Origin of the sequence: Rhizobium album (assembly GCF_003122325.1) — a bacterium.
GTDB classification, from domain to species: domain Bacteria; phylum Pseudomonadota; class Alphaproteobacteria; order Rhizobiales; family Rhizobiaceae; genus Metarhizobium; species Metarhizobium album.
The window spans coordinates 1-24073 of sequence record NZ_QFBC01000028.1 but is presented as its reverse complement, the minus strand read 5'-3'; the positions used below and the strand labels follow the sequence as shown (position 1 = coordinate 24073).

Sequence of the window (24073 nt, the reverse complement as noted above, 5' to 3'; positions counted from 1 at the left end):
GTTCGCGCTATGCCCGCCACGAGACGGGATACGTCTCAATGGCTACAGAGACATGCGCTGACTGCTCTGGTTCCGGGAGGGCAAAACCATGACCACAATCACCGAAACCGCCCTGAACTGGAGCGTTGCAGGCGACCGGCAAGCCCCACACGGCCTTGACGAAGTCCTGCTACTCCTTAACAAAGCGAGGCTTTCAATTCCCGCCGAATATCGCTCAACGGCTGAGATCGACTTCGAACCTTATTTCGACTGTGCAGGCGATAGCTACCCGCAGATCCGCATCACCTATGAGCGACCGGCGACGGAGCAAGAAGCGGCGACGCTCGTGGCCAGCGAGCGGGCGCACTGGGGCGATCAATTGAACCAGGCGCGGTCTCGCGTCGATTACTGCCTGGCGCAGATTGATGGGCTGGGTGAGGGGAGGGCGTGATGGGTATCACTGACTGCGACCACATCTGCGGCCGCTGCGGCGAACACATGTCCCATTGCTCGCTTTGCGCAGACCTGCCGTCCGCCGTGGTTCGCGTGCGCAGTTCGCGACCTACCTATGAGCAGCAGCGGGAAGATGCCGCACAGGATCGCGCACTGCGCCGGGAGGCCGATCGACGGCAGGGATGGCGATGACGCTCTACCTCTTCGACCCTGGCTTCTGCGAATACACGCCGCAGCCTTCGTTGGACGCGGCCCTCGCATCCGCAACCAGCCTCATAAACGCCTACCGCGATCAGTGCGACCCGGAATGGCCTGAGTATGTTGAAGACATCAGGGTCTATGAATCCGACGACCCGGAAGAACCGGGCGAGGGCAAGTTGGTGGCGTGGGTGGTCGAGCACAACCGGATTGAACGGCCAGACGACATAGACGAGGACGGCTATTCGCCGTCCTGTGACCTGTGGTTCGGTCAGGTCGATTTCTACGTTGATTATCGGATGGAGGTTGTGCGCCAGTGACCAAAGATTGCATCGAAACTTCGGACCGCCCGATTGTTGCCGAGCAACAAAGGGGCGGGGATGATTACAAGGCGTGGTACGAAGAGGCTATAGAAGCCGCCAACGAGGCGGGCTACGGGCCTTGTTCTGCGGCTCAGGCGATCAGAATGCTGGCCGATGAACTCAATCTCGCTGAAGCCCGCGTGGCGGCTGCTGACTTGCTTCGGCCGATCTGGGCGAAGGGCTACACGTCGGACAGCATTGCGGCCCAATCGACGTCATGTGCACTCGCCGAATTGTGGAAAATTCTCGGCGTGAGCAACCAGACAGAAGCGGTCGGTAAGCTGCGCAATCTGGTGGCATCATGACCACCCCGTCCCAACTCGCCACCGCCTACTACCTGACCGCCCAATGGCACGACAAGCAGGCCGCATCCTGCGACGAGATTGCTAACGATGAGCCGCGGATCGCGGTCGAAATCCGCAATCGTGCCGCACAGGCCGCCGTGCATCATCGCGCAAGTGCTGCTGGACTGCGGCTGGCGGCTTCGCAGTTGCTGCGGGCGGCTATCGCACAATAGCGCGCCACCACCGCGCTGACACCACTAAGAGGAGACTTCATGAACCCGATCGTCGCGCAGACAGCGCAGACGGACGCCTACGCTGCGTTTCTGGCGCGGAAGGCGATCCTTGACCCACCAACTGGCATGCATGACATTCCGTCGCTCCCCGGGGCGCTATTCCCGTTCCAGCGCGATATCGTGACGTGGGCGCTCAAACGCGGCCGTGCTGCCTTGTTTGCTGGCACTGGCCTTGGCAAGAGCCTAATGGAACTTTCCTGGGGGCAGGCCGTGCATACGGCCACGCACGGCGACGTGCTGCATTTCGCGCCGCTTGCTGTCGCGGCTCAGATGGTCCGAGAAGCAGAGAAGTTCGGCATTCCGGCGCGGCACGTTCGCTCGCAGGCGGAATGCGGTCCAGGCATCAACGTCACCAACTACCAAAAGATCGAGCATTTCGACCTCGCCGAGTTTGCTGGCGTCATCCTCGATGAAAGCAGCATTCTCAAATCAGAGACGGGACATTACCGCAACGAACTGGTGGAAGCCTGTCATGGCATTCCGTTCCGGCTGGCGGCGACCGCGACGCCGGCCCCGAACGATTTCATGGAACTCGGCAACCACGCTGAATTTCTCGGCATCATGTCCTATTCAGATATGCTCGCGACGTTCTTCACCCACGATGGTGGAGAAACACAAAAGTGGCGGCTGAAAGGGCATGCCGAGAGCGACTTCTGGCGCTGGATGGCCTCATGGGCTGTCATGCTGCGCAAGCCTTCCGACCTCGGATATGACGATGGCGCATATTCGCTGCCGACGCTGCACCAGATCCATCACACGGTGGCCGTGGACAACTCGGCAGATGATCTAGCCGGCGGCCGTGCGTCCACACTGCAAGATCGCATCAAGGCTCGTCGGGACAGCGTAGCGGATCGCGTGGCCGCAGCGGCGTCATTGACGCCGACTGATCGCCCATTCGTCTGGTGGTGCAATCTAAATTCCGAAAGCGAAGCGCTTGCCAAGGCAATTCCGGGTGCCGTTGAGGTTCGTGGTTCAGATAGCGAAGACGCGAAAGAGCGGAAGCTGATCGATTTCAGCGAAGGCCGTATCCGCGTGCTGGTCAGCAAGGCGTCGATTTGCGGATTTGGCATGAACTGGCAGCATTGTGCGGATACCGGCTTTGTCGGTCTCAATGACAGCTTCGAGCAGGTCTATCAGGCCATCCGCAGGTTCTGGCGGTTTGGGCAGCAGAACGAGGTGACGGCACACTTCATTGCCGCCGAGACGGAAGGCGCTGTGGTCGCGAACCTTAAGCGCAAGGAGGCGGACGCCGACCGCATGGCTGCGGCCATGGTGCTCCACACCGCCAACATCACGAAGCAGGCAATCAATGCGCAAGCTCGCGAGAAGGCCAGCTACGACCCGAAAATCCCGATGCAAATTCCGACTTGGCTCACCGCCTAGCGCTACCACGAGGAGACACCATGACCAACACCCATACGACGCCGACCGTGACCGCAGGCATCAACGCCGTGAACCAGGTTATTACCGACAACTACGCCATATACGAAGGAGATTCGTGCGAACTGATCCGCGCCATTCCCGGCGACAGCGTGGACTTCGGTATCCATTCCCCTCCTTTCGAGGGGCTGTACAAGTTTTCTAGCTTCGACCGGGATATCAGCAACAACGAGGGCGGCGCGTTCTGGGAGCACTACGCATTCCTAATCCAAGAGCTGCTGCGCGTCACCAAGCCGGGCCGCATCCACAGCGTGCACTGCATGCAGTTGCCGACGAGCAAGAGACGGAATGGCTTCATCGGCATGCGAGACTTCCGCGGTGAGATTATTCGCGCCTACGAGGATGCAGGCTGGCTCTTCCATTCCGAGGTTTGCATCTGGAAAGACCCCGTCGTTGCACAGCAGCGCACGAAGTCTATCCGGCTACTGCATAAGCAGTTGGCGAAGGACAGCAGCATCAGCGGGCAGGGGCTTGCCGACTACATCGTGTCGTTCCGCAAGCCGGGCGAGAACGAGTGCGCGATCCATGGTCCGTTGTCGCAGTGGATCGGTGCGCAGCCTGGCGAAGATGGCGGACTGGATATCAGCCGCGAGGCTTATGACCGTCATGCCGCCGAGACGTTGGCGCAGGGCAAGCAGCCGTGGCCGTTTGAGCAGTGGAAGTCCATCCTTGTCTGGCAACGCTACGCCTCTCCTGTATGGAGCGATGTTCGCCAGACCCGCACCCTGCAATATCGATCAGCGCGTGACGAGCAGGACGAACAACATATCTCGCCGCTGCAGCTCGATGTCATTGAGCGGTGCATCGACTTATGGAGCATGCACGGCGAGACGGTACTGACGCCGTTCCTTGGGATTGGCAGTGAGGTCTATTCAGCTGTCGAGATGGGCCGTAAGGGCGTCGGTTTCGAACTTAAGCCATCATACTTCCGACAGGCGGCCAAAAACATTGCTTCTCTGGGCACTAAAGGTCAGCCGGTCGCAGATTTGTTTTCGGCCGCCAACGACAACCATCCGGCCAGGGAAGCCGCATGACCGTCATCCCAAACCTAAAAAAGCCCGCCATCCCGTTCACGCCCACAGCTGACGCCCAGGGCGCGCCGACGGTTTGCCGCTGCTGTGCCAGGCGGGCCATCGGAACGGGCGTAGGCCTAACAAAGCAGAAGGACGACCCAGGCTACCTCTGCGGCGAATGCGTCCTCATCATCGAGGACCTGGCCAAGATGCGGCGGCTGGATCCGTTCGAACTGCAGGCGCTGGACGGCGGCGTCGAGGCGGTCGGCGAATGGCTCACCGAACGCGGAATTTCGGACTTGGCGCTTCTGGACGAGCTAGATGCGCGAATGTTGGTGAAGGCGGCGTGGCTTGGATGTGCTGACCGGCTAAGGGCCGCATTGCGGGAGGCGCCGTTTTGATTGGGGGAACAATGAAACACGATAATGATAACAACACCGGCCTGCGCTTCTTGAGCGTGTGCAGCGGAATAGAAGCAGCCTCTGTCGCCTGGCATCCGCTTGGCTGGAAGGCTGTGGCCTACTCGGAAATCGAGAAGTTTCCGTCTGCCGTCCTGGCGCATCACTATCCAGACGTGCCGAACCTTGGAGACTTCACTAAGATCGACACAACGACGCTCGGCCGCGTGGACATTCTTGCGGGAGGCACGCCGTGCTTCACGGCGGGTCACATGGTGCTGTCTGCGAAGGGGTATGTGCCCATCGAGGAAATCAGAGTCGGCGACGAAGTCGTCACCCACAAGGGAAGACTTCGCACGGTCGTTCGTATCGGCAATGAGCGGAAGGAAGTTGGCGTCCTGACCGGCGTTGGCATGTGCGAACCAATCACTTGCACAGCAGACCATCCGTTCCTGTCGGTCGAGTGGCGCAATCAGAACACCAGGCGCGACAATCTGTACACCAAAGTGGAGCATTGCGGCCACCCTGAGTGGGTCGCGGCGAAGGATATGCCTGGTCGCCAGTGGTGCCAGTTGTTGAGTCATGACAACGACAACCGTGCGCCGGAATCCGCCAAGTTCGACGTAAAGACGGCTATGTACATCGCTGGCATGTATCTCGGTGACGGATGGATACGTAGGCATGATGGCAAGGCCAAGAAGTCCGTCGTGCTTGGCATCAACCCCGGGAAATACGTGAAGTTGAAGGCCGCCATTGGCAATGCGGTCCACACAGTCAGCCATGAGCGAACAACCGTGCGTGTCTCCATCCATGATACGGCCTTCGCTGATTGGCTGGAGGCCGAATTCGCGCACTACTCACACATGAAGACCGTGCCGTCGTGGGTTATGGGGCACAGCTTCCGCGGCGAATTTCTTCGCGGATTCCTCGACACAGATGGCTCGGTTACAAACGACGGAAAGGTCAGCATCAGCACAACCAGCCGTCCCGTCGCCTACGGCATTTCCGACCTCATGGCCGCCGAAGGCTACGTCTCGTCTGTCGCCCTCGTCGAGACGCCAGACACTTGCGTGATCGAAGGTAGGACGTGCAACCAGCGCGACTATTATCAGGTTCGGGCATACCCGCAACCCATGTCACGGAAGTCTCGCGTTCGGCACGGCATGATGCTCAGGACGGTCTCCGGCTTCACCCCCGTGGGCGAGGAGACGGTATTCAACATCGAGGTCGATGAAGATCATTCGTATGTCGTGCAGAGCGCAGTCGTACATAACTGCCAGGCATTCAGCGTGGCCGGCCTTCGCCAATCACTTGCCGACGCGCGCGGCAATCTGTCACTCGAATTCGTGAGGCTTGCGCATGAGCTTGCAGATCGCAATGGACTTCGGAATGCCGTCTGGGAAAATGTCGTCGGCGTTCTCAGCACAAAAGACAACGCCTTCGGATGCTTCCTCGCCGGACTTGTGGGCGCTGATGCCCCCATCGATCCGCCGGCAAGAGGAAAGTGGCCCCGTCATGGTATGGTCTCTGGACCAAAAGGACGGGCGGCGTGGGCTGTCAAGGATGCCCAATTTTTTGGAGTCGCCCAACGACGCCGCCGTGTGCTCGTTGTCGCAGATTTTGGAAACGGGGCCGATCCCGCAGCGGTTCTTTTTGAGCCCGAAAGCGTGTGCAGGCATCCTCCGACGCGCGGAGAAGCGGGGAAAGACGTTGCCGGTTTTGCTACGGGCGGCCTTGGAAGCTGCGGTGAATTGACGCCTTCAGCGAGCATTGCTCCTTGTCTGCGCGCAAGGAGCAATGCTTCGCACCGTCTCGATACGGAAGCCGTCGTTGCATACGCACCTGAGATCGCGCGTTGCGACGCAACGCGCGAGGGTTCCTCGCAGGACTATGAGACCACCACGATGGTGGCTGTGCAGACACTAGACGGCAGCGACGTGGCGCGCACGCTATCTGCTCGCCACGATGGCTCGCCTTGCGTGGATCGTGGCCCCGACGCTGTGGTGTGCTTCACCGCCAAGGACTACGGCGGCGATGCGCAATTCGACCTGTCGCCCACCTTGCGGGCCGGTGGCTTCACGGGCAGCCACGCGAATGCTGGTGTGATGCCGGCTATCTGCGAAGTACGCCCGATCAACACCCAAGTCGGGCTGCGCCACCAATCTCTTGGTGAGCGAACCGGCCTGGGGATAGGTGATGACGGCGATCCATCATTTACGCTGTCCAAGTCGCACAGCCACGCAGTGCAGGTATCATCCGCCGTCCGCCGCCTCACGCCAATGGAATGCGAACGCCTTCAGGGTTTTGAGGATAATTATACGAGGATACCCATCAAGCACTATGCCACGCAGAAGATAACCAAGAACCGACCAGCCGACATGTGGGAGAAAGACTTGAATGGCGGCTGGTGGCTCATGGCTGCGGATGGACCGAGATATAAAAGCTTAGGTAACTCTTGGGCTGTCCCTAAATTTCAATGGTTAGGGATGCGCATACAAGCCTCGATGCCTGCAAACGACAACCTCAATGCGTCACCCCGTCTCGCCGCGTGACGTACAGGTAATTCAGCAGGTCGACCAAGTCGTCGGCCTGCTCCATCTCCAAGCCGTCCTGAGGGACGCCGTTTACAGAAACCGGCAAGCCAGTGAATATATCGAAGACGGTCCACGACTCGTCTTCCTCCTGGCGCATGTCATATCGATTTCTCTGCATGCCGATACCTCGGAGGTTTCATGCTTGATCATAACACAACCGCCCAGACGCGCCAACGTGGCGTGGACCTATTCTTTGGGCAAGGGAGTGCATCCTAATGTCTAAGCCATGGGCAAAGCAGCCGCTAAGTGCGGACGACAAGGCTCCCATTGATGTTGCCCGCGCGTATATCGCCGCGGGCATTTCGGTTTTCCCGTGTCGTGAATCGAAGCAGTGGGGTGAGGACCAGAGCACTGGCGAATGGATCGAGTATTCGGAAAAGGCGCCGTATACCAGCAATGGCTTGAAAGGCGCCACGACATCAGCCCGTATCGTCAATATCTGGTTTGGCGAGAAGTATCCGACCGGCGTTATCGGCGTGCCAACAGGCGAGAAGCTCGGGGCATGGGTGCTTGACCTCGACAGACACGGCGATCGCGACGGGCACAAGTGGCTCGCCGATATGGAAGCGAAGCACGGAGCTCTCCCGCCGACGGCTCGAGCCAGCACTGCCAATGGCGGAACGCACATATTCTTTCGCCATGTCGACGGCGTTCGCAACCGTGCCGCAATCGCATCAGGCGTTGATACCAGGGGCGAGGGTGGGTACATCGTGGCCCCCGGCTCGGTGATGGCGGACGGCCGGCGGTATCAATGGCTCGACCACGAGGCCGATGGCATTCCAGACATTGCGGATGCCCCCGATTGGTTGTTGGATTTGGTGATAGCCAAAGCTCCCCAGCCAGTTGAGCGCCAGGCTCGCGAGTATCGCTATCAGCCGGAGGACGCGTCCGCAGCACGATATGCAAGCCGCTCGTTCGAGATGGAACTTGAGAACCTTGCTTCCGCTCCGAAAGGGCAGCGAGGCCAGCAGCTGTTCGCAAGCGCCTGCAACATCGGGGAGTTCGTCGCGGGCGGGCATATCTCCCGAAGTGACGCCGAACAAGGCCTGATTGACGCGGCTCGGTCAAATGGTCTCATCGCCACCGACGGCGAGCGCAAATGCTGGGACAAGATAAAACGAGGCTTGGACAAAACCGCTAATTCACCGCGGCAAATCCCGCAGGGCGACAATGACAATGTTGCCGGATCGGATCCCGGCGCCCTTGCCGCCATGGTCGAGCGGAACCTGACGAAGAAGGAGCGCGCCGGCCCAGAGATTATCGAAAGCACGCAGCAAGAGCCCGCGCCAAAGAAGCGGGAGCGGTTCGAACTCACCTGGTTCGACGAAATCGTTGAGGGCAAGCCGAAGGAGACCATTCTGAAAGGATGGCTCGGCGTCGGGGAGTTCACGACGATTTCAGGGCTGCCGGGCACGGGGAAGAGTGTCGTGACGACGGATCTAGCCTGCCATATCGCGGCCGGGATGGATTGGCACGGCCTGCGCGTCCAGCAGGGCTTGGTCATCTATGTGGCTGCGGAGCGCAAGAAACTCACTGAGCGGCGCATGATGGCGTTCCGAAAGCACCACGGCGTTCAAGACGTTCCGCTGCTCGTTGTCGGTGGCATGCTCGATTTCACCCGTGACCTCAAGGATGCGGAGGAGATCGTAAAAATCATCCGGGACGCGGAAACGATTACAGGTCACAAATGCGTCTGGGTGATTATCGACACCCTTACGCGCGTGTTTGGCGCCGGCGACCAGAACGCTTCTAAGGACATGGTCAAGTTCGTCCGGTCCTGCGACCACATCCTGACTGAAACCAAAGCCCATGTAACAGCAATCCATCACAGCGCCTGGAGCGGCGAACGGGGGAAGGGCGCTATCGACCTGGACGGTGCAGTCGACGCGAGCTTCATGGTAAAGAAGGATGGCAACGTCCACAAACTGGTTTGCGATGGCACCAACGACGGCGAGGATGGCGACGTCCTGGCGTTCATGATGAAGCCTGTTGAGATTGGCGTGAACGAGGATGGAGAACCAACAACTGCGCCAGTCGTCGTGGTCGCAGAAGCAGAAAAGCCGCCTTCCAGCGGAACGCTGAAAGGCCCTAAAGGCGACGTACTCAATGCCCTGAGGCGAGCCGTGGCCAAGAACGGCATTGAGCCTGATGGCCGACAATACCCCGAAGACGTCCTCGTTGTGGACGAGCAGGCCTGGCGAATGGAGTTCTACGCCAGCCGCGACATGACGTCTGCTGGGGCGGCAGAAACCGCTCGCAAACAGTTCCAGCGGGCACCTAAGCAACTCATTGAAGACGGGCATGTCAACAATATCGGGCTTTGGTACTGGCCAAGCTGATACAACCTGCGCCAAATGCCGTTTTGTCCCGCTTGTCCCGCTTTGTCCCGGTTGTTTTTCAATAGTTTACAGGGTGGCGGGACAAAACAGCGGGACAAGAATTCCCCTAATGGTTGCGCTGAAAGCTATACAACCTAGCGGGACAAAACGCTTGTCCCGCAAGACCCCTTTGTCCCGCACTTTTGTCCGGCTAAAAAATAGGCAGCGGGACAAACGGGACAAAATCCTGAAAAATCAGGGCAAATAAAATCAATAACTTACAGGCACTTTTGTCCCGCTTGTCCCGCTTGTCCCGCAACTTTGTCCAGCGAGCATCCAGCGGGACAACATATTCCCCCCTCTTAAGAGGGGGAATTTGTCCCGGTGCTTTGTCCCGGCAAATGATGGATGCGCTGGACTGATCATCTTTCGATAGAATTTACCACCACCAAGGAGCCTCACAAATGCCCCGCCAATCTCGCCAGTCCACCACCAAACGCGCCACCACACAGACGGCCCGCATCGGCGGTGTCCGCAAGGTCATCAAGACGAGGGCAGACGGCAAGGTGACCATCACTGACGCGTTGCCGCTCGAATGGGAACTCCAGGCCGCGCAGTGCCGCGCTCTTCGCGATATGCCGGAATACGGCAAGCAGTTTCTGTTCGCCGGCGACCAGAACGCTGCAAAGCGAGGCCAGACGGCGTCGGCTCAAGCCAAGGCCGCAGGCATGACGGCCGGCGAGCCAGACCTTCGGATTTATCTCAAGGGCGGTCGGCTTGGCCTCATCGAGAACAAGGTTGGTCGGGCCGCCCTTGAGCCAAGCCAGGTCACGAGACATCCGGCGCTCGCGGCCCTTGGGCATCCAGTTGTCGTGGTACGGGCAGTCACTGAGGATGACGCAGCCGCGCAGGCCGTCGCACTGGTGCGGAAGTGGTTGGCCGGGAACGACAACGAGCCAAGTTGTTAAATGGGCGGATTTTACTACATCTAGTGGTATCACCAAGTTCAAACCACTAGAGGAGGGCGGTATGGCTCGACACGGTTCGCTTGCAGATCAGTTGACTGCGCTTCGAGAATTTGTAAGTCGGCCGGAGGAAACCTCTGCACCAGACCAAACTAGCTGGTCAGTGGTTGCCGCCAACGATAACAACCCTGAAGATTTCTCGGATGTCCATGTCGAGCGGCGGATCTCGCTTCGCCCCTCAACTGAAGAAATGATGCGGCAGTCGAAGTCTCGTTTCGAACGCGGGCCGGAGGTCTACAGCGAAGTGCTGCGGCGGAATGTTCCTGGCCCGATCATTCGCATCGGAAACCTTCGGTTCAGCGATGGCGGACAGACCGAGCGATGCATGATGGCGGGTATTGACGGCGAGCCTGTAGCCGGAAGCATCAGAATGCCAATTGGTTCGATGTTGGGAACAAAGGAGCAGCAGGAGCGTCCGCTTGGTGGGACTGGCGCGTCGCCTGGGGAGAGCAATGCCTGGTTCTGTGATGCGTTTGATGTATGCCACCATGAATATGTGCCAGGCGGCAAGAGGCGGAGTGGGCGGAGCTTCAGTCGCGATGAGGCTGCCGCAATGTTGGCGGAGGCGATTGCAAACACTCCAGTGATGCCGGAGGTCTATCAGTGCGAGGACGGCATTGCAGCGGGAACGGCCCGATATGCCGACAACTTCATCGGCATGAAGAAAGCTCCAAAGGGGAGCGGCGGATCGATCGCCTGGCAGGATCTGTCCGACAAGATTGCTGAGCGCGAGAAGTGGGAAGAGATTGAGCGGAGTCTAAGTGACGAGGACTTGACGGTTTTGAATGCCGCCGCAAATGCGAAGTCCTATGCAGAAATTGGACTCGCTGTTCGCCAGTCGCCAGAATACGCTAGACGCAAGGGCGGCAGGCGGGCGTTAATTGCGGCAAACGACAATCTTATGGCCGCGATTTCGGCAGCGACAGCAGCGTAGGTCCACTTTTCGTAACCGCCATGGTGTGGATATATGAAGGGGTCGCGAATGGCCCCACATACTTCCGATCTCCACGGCGAGACGGACGCTCGCACATGCTGCAGGTCGTTGCAGCCGCTGAGGTGGGCGTAACTATCCCACCTGCCGACGCGAGCCGCATGGCCGCGTTTTCAGGGGCGGAAGCTCCAACGGGTTTTCGCGAAATACGAGACGGAGGCGCTGGGGCCTAATAAGTTACCAATGCCGTCTCGTTCATATCCGCCGAGCGGCGTTGTAAGTCGCTTTGGCCAAGCAGGAGGATCGACGCCAGTACAGGGTGCGCCTCTTGCTCTTCATTCGAAATTACCCAGCGCGTCTCTCCTCCTCTTCGCAGCTAGGTAATCGTGCGCCGAGTTGAGCCCCGCGGCTCCTCGGCGCTTTTGCTTCATGGTGCCGCGACGGCGAACGCAGCGGCTTAAACGAGACCGCCAACGTCCAGCGCTCGGCCAGCTTATCCGTCCATGCTAAGGCACCCAATTCAACGAGTCAGTAGATTTAGACTCCACATAGGGTTGAATAGTTGCTTCAATGCAAGAAACCGCATTGGGGGGACTATGGCTGGATTCGAGTACTTAAGGCTCTCATTGGCGAAGCCGGACCAAATGACGTTGCTAGGATCTGATGGTTCGCCCGCCAGGGACATAACCCGCAGATTTTACTTAGAGAGGGTTTTCAATCGGAAGAGATTAGACTTCGATCACTACGGTCGTACGTTCTCCTTCCTGACGTACGGCATCTTTGGCGACATCCTTGTTGGGCGCATCGGAAGGCAGGCGCTAGAACCGATTCATAGCGGTCCCGACGATGATTACGCCATTGCAATGATCGAGGATTGGAAGACTGCCTGGTTTTTGTTGGATCTGTCGAGCAGTTCCCAATTGATAGCCATGCAGACCGGGATGGCTGCAACAAAAGCGTTGATCGAATCTCTCTTCGCCTCAATTGAAAACAAAACGCCTGGCCACGAATACGTCGCGTTCGTTGAGTATGTGTCAAATGCCCAAGACTTTTGGTCAGCTGTCGACAAGTACCGTGGCCGACTTACACGGCTGGAATTCACGTTTGTTCCGCCAAATGCGCTCGGCTTGGAAGAGGAAATTAGAGCTATCGTTGATGCGGCAAAAGCCGTTGGCTCCGAAAAAACCAAATTCACGCACACGAACTCTCAGGGCGCTTTGGACCCGAAGGGAGAGTATATTGAGGCTGCTCTAAAAACCACTTCTGATGGGGCTGGCTCAGTGGAGATGAAGGCGGGGAAAAAGATTGTGTTTTCGTCTGCAAAGAACCGAAAGACTGTCGACGTCCCGACGGAAGACCTGCCCGCCTCGAAGGATGAGGCTTTGATAGGAAAGTTGACGTCGATGCTCTTTGGAACTGCGAAATGAAGTGGCTTATCCTGTTAGCCGTTACGTTCTCTGTGATACTAGCTACCTGCGTCAACCCCGAGCTTCTTGCAAAAAACACATTTCTTCAGGGGCTTGTGACGCATGAGCTCCTCTCGATTTTAGTGGTCTTGTTGACAATAACAATGGCTTCGGTTGCGAACATTCATCTTGCTCTCGGCAGACTTAAAAACAATCTTAAGGCTAGTGGAGTCGATTTAACAGCAAATATCATTCGAGCCCGCGGTGAGCTATCAAGAAATGCCTGGAGCATGTTCGCTTCTTTTTGTGTGCTTTTGGTGGTCTTATTCGTCAAAGGCGGTGTCGTTTCCGCAATTTGGATATCCGCTTGTCATGCAGCCGCGATAATTATAGTGACTTTCAATCTTTTAGTTCTTTACGATATCTACATTTCCATTTTCATGTTGACATCTCTTGATGTCTCTCCTCATTCGGGGCAGCAAGGCGAAGACGGTTCGGAGTCCGACTTGGGCAACTCTCAATAGAGAGTACTGATCTCCTATCAAACGCCAATTAAATTGCGCAACCACCCCAAGCGCGTCTAGCTCAACGGTAGAGCAGCGGTCTCCAAAACCGCTTGTGTCAGTTCAACTCTGGCGGCGCTGCGCCAATTGCGGGCACTCCATGACCCTCGTATCGATGACATGGCATGGCAACGGCATTAAGTTGCTGAGCCAGGCGACCGAGGCATTGGGGTCGGAAAGCAAGGGCAAGCGCGTTTACGCGATGGCGCTGAACAAAACAGCGACAACGGTGAACGCCAGCGTCAAGAAGGCCGTGGCCAAGCAGATGGGCACGTCTCAGCAGAACGTCGTGAAGCACGGCGGGATGAAGCTGCTGAAGGCGTCGGCATCCAATCTCACGGCGGCTATCGATGTGCGCGGTGGTTACATGCCGCTCAAAGACTTCGGCCCGCGTCAGACACGCAAGGGCGTCACTGCCGCAGCATGGGGCAACCGCAAGCTATACGATGGCACCTTCCTGAATAAAGGGAGGCGTGCGGCGAGCGGCGTTGGCCCGGTGGGCAGAGCACGAGCTGGTGGACATGTCTTCAAGAACACTGGCAAGTTCAACAAAGTCTCCAAGCGCAACAATGCGATAGAGGCCTTGTGGGGGCCGGCTGTCCCCCGTGAAGTGGTGCGCGATGAGAGCGCCGCAACGTTCTACCGTATCGCCGACACGCGGATGCCAATCGAGATCGAGCGTGCGGTTCGGGCTATCACCAAGAACGTATTGAGTTAAACAATTAAATGAAGAAATATCGATAAAATGCTGATTTATTTCGATATCGGTGTTGACATGGGTGACGATATGGGGTATGATATGATGGGGATCTGCGACCCCACCCACCCCCAGGTCAGGGACCGTATCCCCTAAAACAGTACCAGCGGGTACGCAGCCGCCCAATCTCCGACATTGCAGTTTGAAAAAAGGGGGTAACGCCATGTTACCTGACTACCTGAACCAAGCTGGATATGCCGCACACCGCGACGTCAGCAGAAAGACCGTAACTCTCTGGAAACAAAGGGGGTTGCTAGTCATCACAGGGCAGGGCCTTGTGGATGTGGCCGCATCGGACAAGTTGTTACTTGAACACGGCATCAAGTCGTCGGCGGTAACAAGTGAGGATGATGTTACCTCCCAAGTAACCGACGCTGTCGATATCCGCGAAGAGGCGGCCAGACTTGTGTCTGCTGACGGCGAGGAGCTTTGGTCGAAGGCGGATGCCGAAAAGGTCAAAGAAAATTATGCGGCGAGACTAAAGCAGCTCGAATACGACCGACAAAGCGGTGCGGTTGTCGCAATCGACGATGTCGTGGTGGCTGTCGCAGCTGAGTACGCGGTCGTGCGCAATCGGCTGCTTGGTATTGGCGCAAAGATCGCGCCGGATCTCACGACGCTTCAGTCGGCCGAGGAAATCAAGGCAATCATCGATGCGGAGGTGACTGAAGCGCTGAACCAGCTGACGGTGGATGTCGATGGAGAACGTGACTTCGACAAGCTCCGCGAGTCGATACAAGGCCGGTTCGGCCCATCTGCTGAGGAGGATGTCGCGAGCGCGCAATGAAGCGCTCCGTCCTCCGCCGAAATTGACGCTGAGCCAGTGGGCGAACGAGTTTGCCTATTTGTCTCGTGAGACGAGTGCTCACACTGGCAAGTTCAAGTCTTTCAAATACCAGGACGGCATGATGGATGCCGTCACAGATCCGACGGTTCAGAAAATCACCGTCATGAAGTCGGCACGTGTCGGCTACACCAAACTTTTGGATCACATGGTGGGTTTTTTCATCCATCAGGATCCGTCGCCTATGCTCGTCGTGCAACCGAAAGAGGATGATGCGCGCGACTACAGCACCACCGAAATCGCGCCCATGTTGCGAGATACGCCTGTTCTGGCGGCAATCGCTGGAGACTTGAGTTCAAAGGCCGCTCAGCAGAAGGTCGAGAAGAGGCTTTTTCGAAACGGCGCATCTGTCGCGTTTGTTGGCGCCAACAGCCCCGCCGGCTTCCGCCGCATCACCGCCCGTATCATCGCGTTCGACGAGGTTGACGGTTATCCGGCCCAGGGTGCTGGCAACGAAGGCGACCAGATCGCACTCGGCACGAAGCGGTCGGAGACGTTTTGGAATCGGAAGATCATTTTGGGATCAACTCCGACAGTTCAGGGAATCAGCCGCATTGAGAAGTCCTGGGAAGAAAGCGACCAGCGCCACTATTTCGTAGGTTGCCCGCACTGCAAGGCGCGTCAAACGCTGAAGTGGGAAAACTTCAAATGGGACAGGGATGAAGAGGGCAAGCACCTTCCAGATACGGCATACTTCCGCTGCGAAGCGGGCGGTTGCCGGATTGAGGAAAAGGACAAGCGCGCTCTCATCAATGGCGGCGATTGGGTAGCCACAAAACCACATACGGGGCACGCAGGCTTCCACATTTGGGCGGCCTACAGTCTGTTCCCCAATGCGGCGTGGCGGTTTCTGGCTGCTGAATGGCTGCGGGTCTACAAAGACCCTATGCAGAAGAAGACATTTGTGAACCTGGTGCTGGGTCTGCCGCACAAGGAAGTGGTAAATGTTGCCGATCCGGACGTGCTTAAGTCACGCTGCGAGCCTTATAACTACGAAACTTTGCCGTCCGATGTAAGGCTTGTCACCTACGGTGCCGACACGCAGGACGACCGCATCGAGGTCACGTTCGTTGGCCACGGCGCTCACGGGGAGATGTGGGTCGCGCGGCATGAAGTGCTGCACGGCGACACGTCGAAACCAGTCGTATGGGATGAACTTGACAAGCTGATTGCTGAACCGCTGGAAACCGATGAGGGCAGGCGGCTTATCCCACAGGCGGGATGTATCGATAGTGCAGGCCATCGCAGTGAGATGGTCTACAAATTCTGCCGCGACCGCAAAAGGCGCCGGATTTATGCGACGATCGGTCGTGGCAATCCGGATCCGAAAGCGCCGCGAATGATCTGGCCGAAGACGGCATCGAGGACGAAAAACTCCGGTGACAAGCCCTATATCATCGGCGTCGACACCGCGAAGGACGATCTATCTTCGAGGCTGGCCATCGTCCCGCACGAGTTTGAGCCAACTCCGAGGGCGGTGCATTTTCCCGCCGCCGGCCTGAGTGCAGACTACTTCGATCAACTTACGTCAGAGCACGCGGTCACAAAGCAAGTCGGCGACAAGATCACTCGATCCTGGGTCAAGAAAGCTGTTGGTGCACGAAATGAAGCTTGGGACTGCTTGGTACTAGCCTTGGCTGCACGCATGTCATTGCCTGTGAAGCTCGACAAGGCGCCGCCGCGGAAACCGCGACCGGTGTCCAAGGCTGACAACGATAACCGGTCTTTGCCGGCCATCAAAGAACAGCCTGAAACCAAAACTGAAGAGCGCCCGAAGCGGCGTGAGCGCCAACGTTGGGGGGCATATCGATAATGAATACCCCGACGGAAAAACCGCGCGTCCGAATAAGGACCGATGGATCAATCGTGTCGGCGCCGGGCGGAAAGCGGACACGCGCGCAGTACCTTCGAGATGGAGGCACGGGCATCCTTGCGATGCGGCGCGCGGTCACTCGCGATGGTGCGGTTGACGTCCGGGAGTCTGCAGAGCGGGCTTCGGCGCTGGCCTGGTCGTTTATCCAGAACTCCGGTTGGATTGCCGGTGCCGTCGACCAGATCATCACCGACACGATCGGCGACGAACTCAAGCTGAGTGCGCGGCCGCTGCTTTCATCTCTTGGATATGATGCCAAGGAGACGGCAGAGTGGTGCAAGGTCGTAGAAGATGCTTGGCATTTGCATGTCTGGAATCCAAAGGAGTTTGACGCCAAGGGCAAGGCGACCCTAGCTGAAAACCTTGATGGCGTCATCAGGTACTATCTTGCCGGCGGAGAGGCCTTTGGCATCTTTGACTTCATGCCGAAGGGCATGCGCAGGCGCTATGGAGTTAAGACGGGCACGAAGGTCTCATTGATTGCTCCTCATCGGCTGAAGCGCGAGACCAGCGAGTTCACTGGCCTGGATCAGGGCATTTTCCACGACGATAACGGTCGTGTCGCCGCGTATCGGTTCATCGGCAAGAAGAACGGCCAGGACTATGATTACGATGTGCCAGCATATGACGGCGCGTTAAGGCGTGTAGTGCATGTCATGGATCGCGGCGACAATCCCGACAGTGCCCGCGGCATCTCCGTCCTGGCGCCGATACTCAAGGTTGCCGCGCAGTACGACCAGCTTGCTGACGCAACGCTCACGACTGCGTTGCTGCAGACGGCTTTCGCTGCGACAATCAAGTCGCCGGAGCCATCGGAAGCAGCATTTGAGGCGATCAAGGTTATCGAAGACGATGATCCGGACCTCGCCGCCGACCTGATGGACGTCTGGGGCAACCGAATTGACGCGCTCAAGGATCACGGCATCTCGATGTCGGACCACGGGCGGATCAACCACCTCGGCCCCGGTGAAGAATTCCACATGCACACGGCGGCGACGCCTGGCAGCCAGTACATTCCGTTCTCCCGCAATTTGCAGCGAGAAATGGCCCGAAGGCTCGGAATCACGGCGGAATCGTTCACTTTTGACTTCTCGGGCGCGACGTATTCGTCAATTCGGATGGGAATTGCGTCGATTTGGCCGATCGTGACGCGCCGCCGTGAGCGGATCGCGGCGCCGTACTGCCAAGCCGCATACGAAAATTGGCTTGACGAGATGATCGGCACCGGGCGCATCCCGTTCAAGGGCGGTTATGCCGCGTTTGCGGCTAACCGTGATCTGGTCTGCAACGCGGAATGGCCCGGTCCTGCACAGCCAACTGCTGACGATTACAAATCGGTGATGGCCGCCGCAAAGCGCATCGAGCTCGGGCTGTCCTCTCTCGAGGACGAATCCACACTTATGGGCAAGGATGCTGGGGTCACGCGCCAGAAGATCGCCGCCGAGATTGTCGATCTTAGCGAAAAGAAGATCCCGATCCCCTTTGGTCGCAGTACCGGTGGTGGCGGACCTATGGGGGCAGCGATGCCAAACGGCAACGAAACGTCGGAGGCGGCATAGTGGCAGACGTTGACCATTGCGCCGAAGCCGAACGCCTCCGCAGCCTACTAACCGCCATCGTTTCTGGTGACGGCGTTCAGCGGGCGCGCTTCGGCGAAGACGAGGTGCAGTACTTCAAAGCCGACACTGCGGCCCTGCAACGCCTCATCGACTATCACTCTTCGAAATGCTCTGGCACGCGTCGTCGCTATGCGATCCGCGGCAGGTTTCGACCGTACTAGCCGACAAGGATATAAGATGACTGTTCAAGTCAACGGCCAGGAGGTGACACTCTCTGGTACGGTCGGCGTCGATTGGTTTGACGACGGCTTCACGCATGCGGAGGTCGTGACCGCGCTAGCTGGGCTGGATGGCGACATCACGGTCCGGCTGAACAGCGGTGGCGGCATCGCAGCCGACGGCGCAGCCATTCATGCGGCGCTGGCGACCTACGACGGCAGCGTGCACATTGTCATTGAGGGCATAGCGGCAAGCGCCGCCAGCCTTATCGCCATGGCCGGTGACAGAATCACCATGGCCGACGGCGCCGTGATGATGATCCACGACCCGCTAAACGTCACCTACGGCAATTCCGCGGACCACGCGAAGACCATCGAGGAACTCGAGGCCTACGCCACCGCCTACGCCAAGGTCTACGCCCGCCGCAGCGGCAAATCTGCCGTTGAATGCCGCGACATCATGAAGGCGGAGACCTGGTACGACGGCGATGAGGCCGTTGCGGCGGGCTTTGCCGACGACACGGGCGAGCAAAAGGCCAAGCCGATCGCCGCCTACGACTACCGCGCCTATGCGAACGCACCCAAGCGTTTCGCCGCCCAGGCCAAGGCCAAGGGGTGGTCCATGGCAAAACTAAACGATGCGGCGTCGTCCGCTGCGAACCACAGGGATACCGACATGAACGACAAGGAACGTGCGGACGCGCTTGCTGCCGAACTGGCCACGCTGAAGGCCGAAAAGGCCGCCGCTGAAGCCAAGGCCAAGGCCGACCTGGAAGCCGCAACGGCCGCTACCGCTGACGCCGTAAAAGCTGACCGCGACCGCCGCACAGCGATCATGTCGCTGGATGAGGCCAAGGGCCGCGAGGCTCTTGCCGAGCACCTGTTCTCGACCGGCAGCACCGCGGAAGCCGCCAAGGCAGTCCTAGCGCTTGCGCCGGCCCCCGTCGCCAGTGAGACGCCTGAGAACTACGAGGCTGCCCGCATGGCTGGCGCTGAACTCGGTGGTGGCGGTGACAAGCAGCCGGATACCAAGGCCTCGTGGGCCAAGGTCGTCGCACGCGCCAACAAGCGCTTCAACAAGTAATCGGAAGGTGTGTCTAGATGACCATTCTCACTGAAGGCCGGCACGCCGGTGAATTCATTCTGTCCGAGGGCGCCGCAGGCTACAGCCGCGACAACCTGAAGATCGCAATCAGCCAGACCATCGTCCCTGGCCAGGTGCTCGGCGCCAAGGTCACGGTCGCCGACGCCACCGCAGTAGCTTCCGCTGACGCCGGCAACACGGCTTCGTCTGGTACGATCGCCATGGACGCTACTCCGTTGACCTCGACCGCCAAGAACGGTCGTTATGTCGGTGTCGCTTCCGCTGCGACGAAGGTGGACTGGACCGACCCTGAAGGCCAGCAGATCGGCGTTTCGACGCACGGCACGCTGTTCAATAAGGGCGGCGTTCGTTTCACCATCACGGCCGGCGGCACGCCGAATGTTGTCGGTGACACCTGGTATGTCGATGTCGGCGTCGAGCCCGGTGACATTCAGTACGTAGCGTACAACCAGGACGGCACGGACGGTTCGCAGTTCGCCAAGGCGATTGCTTATGACGGCATCGTCACCGGCTCCGGCGCAACCGGCAAGGTGGCCGGCATCACCCGGCTCGCCCAGGTCAAGGGCGTCGCGCTGACTTGGCCGGGTGACATTACAGCGGCTGAAAAGGCGCTTGGCATCAGCCAGCTTGCCGCTCAGGGCATCATCGTCCGCTAATCGGACGCTCCCAAAATCAACCTGCACGGCCGCCTTCGAGCGGCCTTTTTCTTAGGAGCTCCGAATGAGCGTTCTTAATGTGTTCAAGGGTGACGCGTTTTCCGTCACCTCCCTGACGGATTCGATCAACGAACTCGAATACCGCCCGAGCCGACTCGATGCGCTCGGCCTGTTCGAGGAAAAATCCGTTTCGACGACCTCCGTCGCAATCGAGCGCATCGGCGACTCTATCCAGCTTGTCCCGCCCACTCCCCGCGGCGGCAAGGGCGACGTGAAGGATACCGAGAAGCGCTCGATGAAGCACCTGACCGTGCCGCACTTCCTGCGCGAATGGTCGGTCATTGCCGATGAGGTGCAGGGCGTCCGCAAGTTTGGCTCGGAGACCGAGACCGAAACGGTCATGGCCGTCGTTCTCGACAAGATCGCCGACAACATGGCCGATCTGGATGTCACGAACGAGTACAGCCGCCTTGGCGCCGTTCAGGGCGTTGTCACCTATGCCGACGGCTCGACGCTGAACCTCTTCGATGAGTTCGGCGTGACCCAGGCGAACGAAGTCGACTTCGATCTGGACAACGCCAATCCGGGCGAGGGCGTCCTCCGCAAGGCCTGCGCCGCCATCGTCCGTGCGACGCGCACCAAGATGGGCGGCTCGCCGTTCGGCTACGTGCACTCGTTCGTCGGCGACACGTTCTTCGACCAGCTGATTTCCCATAAGGAAGTCCGCGAGACCTACAAGGGTTGGTCGGAAGCGGCGATCCTTCGCGACAGCTATGTCGGCCCGAGCCGCGCCGAAAATCCGATCTTCACGTTCGGCGGCATCGTGTTTGAGAACTACGGCGCCGTTGCTGCCGAAGGCGACGGCATGAAGCTGGGCATCGACACGCTGAAAGCCAAGTTCTTCCCAGTTGGCGCTCGCGGCATGTTCAAGACGTATTACGCTCCGGCGCCGTACATGGACACCGTGAACACGCTCGGCAAGAAGTACTACGCCAAGCAGGCGCTGTTGGACCTCGATAAGGGCGTCTACGGTGAAACGCAGACGAATGCGCTGCATATTTGCACGCGTCCTGGCGCCCTTCTGCGGGCCAAGAACACCTAAGTGAAGGAGGGCAGGGATCATGCCGGTTGCTGCCCGTTTTCATAATTTGCGCGACAAGGTGTTGGACTGCGTTGATTTCGTCTTAGCCGAGCCAGTGCGCTTGTCGTTCTTAAAAAATGGAGTGGCCGATCCTGCACGGCCACTCATCGAAATTGAAGCTGTGCTGCGAGTAGGTGAGGGCAAAACAACCAGTATCGCCGGCTCGCGAAGTGACGGTTGGCGGTCGAGAATCGTTGCCGACAAAGCTCAGTTGCACATAGATCGGGCGAAGTATACCGGGCCGCAACCGCAGTCTGGGGACAAGGTTCGCGCCTTGGCGCGACACGGAATGCCTTGGTTTGAAGTCGCCGACGTCGATGACCGCAGCCACACGCGGCTGGTCTTGAATTTGAACGAGGCGTAGCCCTCGCGGAGCGGCCCATGTCACTGACACGCATTGCAGCTCGCATCGCGGCTGTGCAAGCCCTCAAGGGCCGCACCCTCGTAGGTGACAACGTTCTCGACAGCCAGATTGGCGCACTTGAAGTCGACGCCGACGGCTCTCTGAGGACGGATGAAGATCGCCCGTTCATCTCGGTCTACACCGATGCTTCCAAGTCCGAGAGCTATGTTCTTCGCGGCTGGGTGGCGAACGGCCAAACGGACATCCTCTTCGAGATGGGCGTTACCGCCAGTCATGTCGAGACCAATCCGGAAACGGGCGAAAGCGTGGTCTATCCCGGCATTCCCGGCACGGATTCAGCCTTCGAGTTCATGATGGACATCGTTGCCCGCCAGATTGGCGACGCGTTGTCCGATCCTGAGAATGAGTGGGCGCAGGTCTTCCAAGGGCTGCACTCTGGAAACGCCAAAATTGAGCGCGCTCGCACGAGCGGTGACAGCGGGGGCGTTCGGTTGGCGGCACAGCAGATCAAGTTAACCGTTGACCTTTGGGCAGATCCCGCTCGCGGCAAAGTCTTGGGTGATCAAAGTCCGCTTGGCCGGTTCTTTGCGAAGGCAGAGGAGCTGTACGATTCTATGTTCTGGACACAAATCGAGCTGATGCAGGCTCAGATCGCCGGCACGTCATTTGAATGGCAGACCATTCAACGTCGCTATGGCCTGATCAAAGAAGAAATGGACGCGCTGCTGCTATCGACGCCTGAGGGCGCCGAGCCTGATATCGAGCTTGTCGAGATTGATACGCAGCCAGCTGAGGTCTCCGGGTGAGTGATGTCATTCCGAATGATCTGCCTGGGCAGATGGCGTATCTGGTTAACAGGATCGCCGAAATTGAACGCCGCGCACGCAACAGGAAGCGCACTGGTACTGTCAAAGAGGTAGACAATGCAAAAGGCTTGGCGCGCGTCCTGTTTGCTAAACCAAATGGCCGGGACTATCTCAGCCCTTGGCTACCCTGGAAAGAAATCGCAAGTGGCGGCATCAAGAGCCACATACCGCCGACGGTTGGTGAGCAAGTAGATGTGGTGTCTGAAAGCGGAGACATCACCGACGCTGTAATTGATATGTCCACTCCATCAACGTCGAATCCGCGCCCTCATAATGGTCCGGAAGCCGTAATTACAAAAGGCGGATCGCGGATAACTATCGGTGATGGGTCGGTTGAGATCATCGCTGACGTGACGATCCGCGGATCTCTCGATGTCGTTGGCGGATCCGTTACCCACAATGGCAAGAACATCGGCGACACCCACGAGCATGCCGGCGTCATCCCAGGCGGAGGCACGTCAGGCCCACCCGTTTAAGGAGATTCAATGCCCCACTCCACTGGCGTTAGCGCCGTTACGGCTACGCCTATGTCCGACTGGGAACATGTGCAGCAATCAATAGCCAAAATTCTCATGACGCCGGTAGGCTCTCGGGTAATGAGGCGCGATTTTGGATCTGATCTACCGGACTTAGTCGACGCCAAGATGACGCGCCGTAACGTTCTTGCTGTTTATTCAGCAGCTGCGAGCGCTATTGCAAAATGGGAACCGCGGTTCCGGATGACCAGAGGCCGGGTGACGCGTGCAGACTCCGCTGGCACTTTGATGTTGGCGGTAATCGGCACTTACTATCCGCGCGGGCACCTTGGGGACTACTCTGTCGCACAAGACGCCAACCTGCGCCTTGTGCTTGGAGGGATGCAATGAGATTTTCAGCATCCACGTTGGATCTTTCCCGTTTTCCAGTTCCCTTAGCAATTCGGGGAATTGACTTTGAAAACATCCTTCGCCAACGCAAGACGAGGCTCTCTGAGCTTTTCACTGCTGCCGATATTCCATACGACGTTTCGCAGCTAGAAGCGGACCCTGCGGTTATCCTTGAAGAGACCGACGCCTACCGCGAACTGCTGGTGATTGCAGCGATCAATGATGCAGTGCGAGCCGTCATGGTCGCTTTTGCGGTGGACGCGGATCTTGACCATCTTGCGGCTTTCTATGGTGTGAGCCGGCGCGTCATTACGCCAGCAACTAGCAACACCCCGGCTGTCCTGGAATCGAATGAGGAATTCCGACGTCGTGTTCTTCTCGCGCCAGAAGCCTTCTCGACTGCGGGTGCGCATGGTGCTTACGTCTTTCACGCTTTGTCGGCTGACCCTCGCGTCCTCAACGTCGACGTCTGGTCACCGGCGCCCGGCGAGGTGACGGTTGCGGTGCAGTCGCGCGAGGGCGACGGGCTGGCGCCGACGGACCTGGTTGCTGCGGTGCGCGGTCAAC

The 24073-nt window shown here is 58.5% G+C and carries 27 protein-coding genes and 1 tRNA gene; all 28 read left to right on the top strand.

Features of this window, described 5'->3' with window-relative positions; genetic code table 11:
* Positions 1-88 precede the first annotated feature (88 nt).
* Positions 89-430: a hypothetical protein gene (locus DEM27_RS31685; RefSeq protein WP_109462227.1), complete on the top strand. Its 342-nt coding sequence runs from the start codon at positions 89-91 to the stop codon at positions 428-430.
* A complete protein-coding gene (locus DEM27_RS33755; protein ID WP_128755612.1) occupies positions 430-624 on the top strand; it encodes a hypothetical protein in 195 nt (64 codons plus the stop codon). Before DEM27_RS31685 ends, DEM27_RS33755 begins: the two co-directional genes overlap by 1 nt.
* Positions 621-950, top strand: a complete 330-nt coding sequence (locus DEM27_RS31680) for a hypothetical protein (RefSeq protein WP_128755611.1) — start codon at positions 621-623, stop codon at positions 948-950. Before DEM27_RS33755 ends, DEM27_RS31680 begins: the two co-directional genes overlap by 4 nt.
* Positions 947-1297 (top strand): hypothetical protein, encoded by a 351-nt coding sequence (locus tag DEM27_RS31675; RefSeq protein ID WP_109462225.1) that lies wholly within the window; start codon positions 947-949, stop codon positions 1295-1297. Before DEM27_RS31680 ends, DEM27_RS31675 begins: the two co-directional genes overlap by 4 nt.
* Positions 1294-1509, top strand: a complete 216-nt coding sequence (locus tag DEM27_RS31670) for a hypothetical protein (RefSeq protein ID WP_109462224.1) — start codon at positions 1294-1296, stop codon at positions 1507-1509. Before DEM27_RS31675 ends, DEM27_RS31670 begins: the two co-directional genes overlap by 4 nt.
* Positions 1510-1548: 39 nt before the next feature.
* Positions 1549-2952 (top strand): DEAD/DEAH box helicase family protein, encoded by a 1404-nt coding sequence (locus DEM27_RS31665; RefSeq protein WP_109462223.1) that lies wholly within the window; start codon positions 1549-1551, stop codon positions 2950-2952.
* Positions 2953-2972: 20 nt separating this feature from the next.
* Positions 2973-4043, top strand: a complete 1071-nt coding sequence (locus DEM27_RS31660) for a DNA-methyltransferase (RefSeq protein WP_109462222.1) — start codon at positions 2973-2975, stop codon at positions 4041-4043.
* Entirely contained in the window at positions 4040-4423 is a 384-nt protein-coding gene (locus DEM27_RS31655) for a DUF6511 domain-containing protein (RefSeq protein ID WP_245446260.1), read from the top strand. The genes DEM27_RS31660 and DEM27_RS31655 overlap by 4 nt, the downstream gene beginning before the upstream one ends.
* An 11-nt stretch (positions 4424-4434) precedes the next feature.
* The gene (locus DEM27_RS31650; RefSeq protein WP_109462221.1) at positions 4435-6972 is read left to right on the top strand and encodes a DNA cytosine methyltransferase; all 2538 of its coding nucleotides are present in this window, start codon (positions 4435-4437) and stop codon (positions 6970-6972) included.
* 257 nt (positions 6973-7229) lie between these two features.
* Positions 7230-9353: an AAA family ATPase gene (locus DEM27_RS31640; RefSeq protein WP_109462219.1), complete on the top strand. Its 2124-nt coding sequence runs from the start codon at positions 7230-7232 to the stop codon at positions 9351-9353.
* Positions 9354-9796: 443 nt separating this feature from the next.
* Positions 9797-10300: a VRR-NUC domain-containing protein gene (locus tag DEM27_RS31635; RefSeq protein ID WP_109462218.1), complete on the top strand. Its 504-nt coding sequence runs from the start codon at positions 9797-9799 to the stop codon at positions 10298-10300.
* A gap of 61 nt (positions 10301-10361) precedes the next feature.
* Entirely contained in the window at positions 10362-11291 is a 930-nt protein-coding gene (locus tag DEM27_RS31630) for a hypothetical protein (protein WP_128755610.1), read from the top strand.
* A gap of 593 nt (positions 11292-11884) precedes the next feature.
* Positions 11885-12715, top strand: a complete 831-nt coding sequence (locus tag DEM27_RS31625) for a hypothetical protein (RefSeq protein WP_109462216.1) — start codon at positions 11885-11887, stop codon at positions 12713-12715.
* Entirely contained in the window at positions 12712-13218 is a 507-nt protein-coding gene (locus DEM27_RS31620; RefSeq protein WP_109462215.1) for a hypothetical protein, read from the top strand. The genes DEM27_RS31625 and DEM27_RS31620 overlap by 4 nt, the downstream gene beginning before the upstream one ends.
* A gap of 50 nt (positions 13219-13268) precedes the next feature.
* A tRNA-Trp gene (locus DEM27_RS31615) sits at positions 13269-13343 on the top strand.
* A gap of 14 nt (positions 13344-13357) precedes the next feature.
* Positions 13358-13975, top strand: a complete 618-nt coding sequence (locus DEM27_RS31610; protein WP_109462214.1) for a phage tail protein — start codon at positions 13358-13360, stop codon at positions 13973-13975.
* 202 nt (positions 13976-14177) lie between these two features.
* Positions 14178-14801, top strand: a complete 624-nt coding sequence (locus DEM27_RS31605; RefSeq protein ID WP_109462213.1) for a hypothetical protein — start codon at positions 14178-14180, stop codon at positions 14799-14801.
* Positions 14713-16671: a phage terminase large subunit family protein gene (locus DEM27_RS31600; protein WP_205909001.1), complete on the top strand. Its 1959-nt coding sequence runs from the start codon at positions 14713-14715 to the stop codon at positions 16669-16671. The genes DEM27_RS31605 and DEM27_RS31600 overlap by 89 nt, the downstream gene beginning before the upstream one ends.
* On the top strand, positions 16671-18290 hold the full coding sequence (locus DEM27_RS31595) for a phage portal protein (protein WP_109462211.1): 1620 nt from the start codon (positions 16671-16673) through the stop codon (positions 18288-18290). Before DEM27_RS31600 ends, DEM27_RS31595 begins: the two co-directional genes overlap by 1 nt.
* Positions 18290-18511 carry a hypothetical protein gene (locus DEM27_RS31590; RefSeq protein ID WP_109462210.1) on the top strand — a complete coding sequence of 74 codons (222 nt, stop codon included), beginning with the start codon at positions 18290-18292 and terminating at the stop codon, positions 18509-18511. The genes DEM27_RS31595 and DEM27_RS31590 overlap by 1 nt, the downstream gene beginning before the upstream one ends.
* Positions 18512-18527: 16 nt before the next feature.
* The gene (locus DEM27_RS31585) at positions 18528-19592 is read left to right on the top strand and encodes a head maturation protease, ClpP-related (RefSeq protein ID WP_109462209.1); all 1065 of its coding nucleotides are present in this window, start codon (positions 18528-18530) and stop codon (positions 19590-19592) included.
* A 17-nt stretch (positions 19593-19609) separates the two neighbouring features.
* A complete protein-coding gene (locus DEM27_RS31580) occupies positions 19610-20269 on the top strand; it encodes a head decoration protein (protein WP_109462208.1) in 660 nt (219 codons plus the stop codon).
* A 64-nt stretch (positions 20270-20333) separates the two neighbouring features.
* Positions 20334-21371: a major capsid protein gene (locus DEM27_RS31575; RefSeq protein ID WP_109462207.1), complete on the top strand. Its 1038-nt coding sequence runs from the start codon at positions 20334-20336 to the stop codon at positions 21369-21371.
* A gap of 19 nt (positions 21372-21390) precedes the next feature.
* Positions 21391-21774, top strand: coding sequence for a hypothetical protein (locus DEM27_RS31570; RefSeq protein WP_245446258.1), 384 nt, complete (start codon positions 21391-21393; stop codon positions 21772-21774).
* A 17-nt stretch (positions 21775-21791) separates the two neighbouring features.
* Positions 21792-22580 (top strand): hypothetical protein, encoded by a 789-nt coding sequence (locus DEM27_RS31565; protein WP_109462205.1) that lies wholly within the window; start codon positions 21792-21794, stop codon positions 22578-22580.
* Positions 22577-23116, top strand: a complete 540-nt coding sequence (locus DEM27_RS31560) for a phage baseplate assembly protein V (protein ID WP_245446256.1) — start codon at positions 22577-22579, stop codon at positions 23114-23116. Before DEM27_RS31565 ends, DEM27_RS31560 begins: the two co-directional genes overlap by 4 nt.
* Before the next feature lie 9 nt (positions 23117-23125).
* Complete coding sequence (locus DEM27_RS31555; RefSeq protein ID WP_109462204.1) at positions 23126-23506, top strand: GPW/gp25 family protein; 381 nt, start codon at positions 23126-23128, stop codon at positions 23504-23506.
* Positions 23503-24073, top strand: a 571-nt coding sequence (locus tag DEM27_RS31550; protein ID WP_205909000.1) for a baseplate assembly protein, incomplete at its 3' end; no start/stop codon positions are given. The genes DEM27_RS31555 and DEM27_RS31550, both read left to right, overlap by 4 nt.

Excerpts from the sequence above, each read along its gene's own strand:
- DEM27_RS31685 (WP_109462227.1), top strand. The coding sequence starts at position 89 with ATGACCACAATCACCGAAACCGCCCTGAACTGGAGCGTTGCAGGCGAC.
- DEM27_RS33755 (WP_128755612.1), top strand. The coding sequence starts at position 430 with ATGGGTATCACTGACTGCGACCACATCTGCGGCCGCTGCGGCGAACAC.
- DEM27_RS31680 (WP_128755611.1), top strand. The coding sequence starts at position 621 with ATGACGCTCTACCTCTTCGACCCTGGCTTCTGCGAATACACGCCGCAG.
- DEM27_RS31670 (WP_109462224.1), top strand. The coding sequence starts at position 1,294 with ATGACCACCCCGTCCCAACTCGCCACCGCCTACTACCTGACCGCCCAA.
- DEM27_RS31665 (WP_109462223.1), top strand. The coding sequence starts at position 1,549 with ATGAACCCGATCGTCGCGCAGACAGCGCAGACGGACGCCTACGCTGCG.
- DEM27_RS31660 (WP_109462222.1), top strand. The coding sequence starts at position 2,973 with ATGACCAACACCCATACGACGCCGACCGTGACCGCAGGCATCAACGCC.
- DEM27_RS31655 (WP_245446260.1), top strand. The coding sequence starts at position 4,040 with ATGACCGTCATCCCAAACCTAAAAAAGCCCGCCATCCCGTTCACGCCC.
- DEM27_RS31650 (WP_109462221.1), top strand. The coding sequence starts at position 4,435 with ATGAAACACGATAATGATAACAACACCGGCCTGCGCTTCTTGAGCGTG.
- DEM27_RS31640 (WP_109462219.1), top strand. The coding sequence starts at position 7,230 with ATGTCTAAGCCATGGGCAAAGCAGCCGCTAAGTGCGGACGACAAGGCT.
- DEM27_RS31635 (WP_109462218.1), top strand. The coding sequence starts at position 9,797 with ATGCCCCGCCAATCTCGCCAGTCCACCACCAAACGCGCCACCACACAG.
- DEM27_RS31630 (WP_128755610.1), top strand. The coding sequence starts at position 10,362 with ATGGCTCGACACGGTTCGCTTGCAGATCAGTTGACTGCGCTTCGAGAA.
- DEM27_RS31625 (WP_109462216.1), top strand. The coding sequence starts at position 11,885 with ATGGCTGGATTCGAGTACTTAAGGCTCTCATTGGCGAAGCCGGACCAA.
- DEM27_RS31620 (WP_109462215.1), top strand. The coding sequence starts at position 12,712 with ATGAAGTGGCTTATCCTGTTAGCCGTTACGTTCTCTGTGATACTAGCT.
- DEM27_RS31610 (WP_109462214.1), top strand. The coding sequence starts at position 13,358 with ATGACCCTCGTATCGATGACATGGCATGGCAACGGCATTAAGTTGCTG.
- DEM27_RS31605 (WP_109462213.1), top strand. The coding sequence starts at position 14,178 with ATGTTACCTGACTACCTGAACCAAGCTGGATATGCCGCACACCGCGAC.
- DEM27_RS31600 (WP_205909001.1), top strand. The coding sequence starts at position 14,713 with ATGGAGAACGTGACTTCGACAAGCTCCGCGAGTCGATACAAGGCCGGT.
- DEM27_RS31595 (WP_109462211.1), top strand. The coding sequence starts at position 16,671 with ATGAATACCCCGACGGAAAAACCGCGCGTCCGAATAAGGACCGATGGA.
- DEM27_RS31585 (WP_109462209.1), top strand. The coding sequence starts at position 18,528 with ATGACTGTTCAAGTCAACGGCCAGGAGGTGACACTCTCTGGTACGGTC.
- DEM27_RS31580 (WP_109462208.1), top strand. The coding sequence starts at position 19,610 with ATGACCATTCTCACTGAAGGCCGGCACGCCGGTGAATTCATTCTGTCC.
- DEM27_RS31575 (WP_109462207.1), top strand. The coding sequence starts at position 20,334 with ATGAGCGTTCTTAATGTGTTCAAGGGTGACGCGTTTTCCGTCACCTCC.
- DEM27_RS31570 (WP_245446258.1), top strand. The coding sequence starts at position 21,391 with ATGCCGGTTGCTGCCCGTTTTCATAATTTGCGCGACAAGGTGTTGGAC.
- DEM27_RS31565 (WP_109462205.1), top strand. The coding sequence starts at position 21,792 with ATGTCACTGACACGCATTGCAGCTCGCATCGCGGCTGTGCAAGCCCTC.
- DEM27_RS31555 (WP_109462204.1), top strand. The coding sequence starts at position 23,126 with ATGCCCCACTCCACTGGCGTTAGCGCCGTTACGGCTACGCCTATGTCC.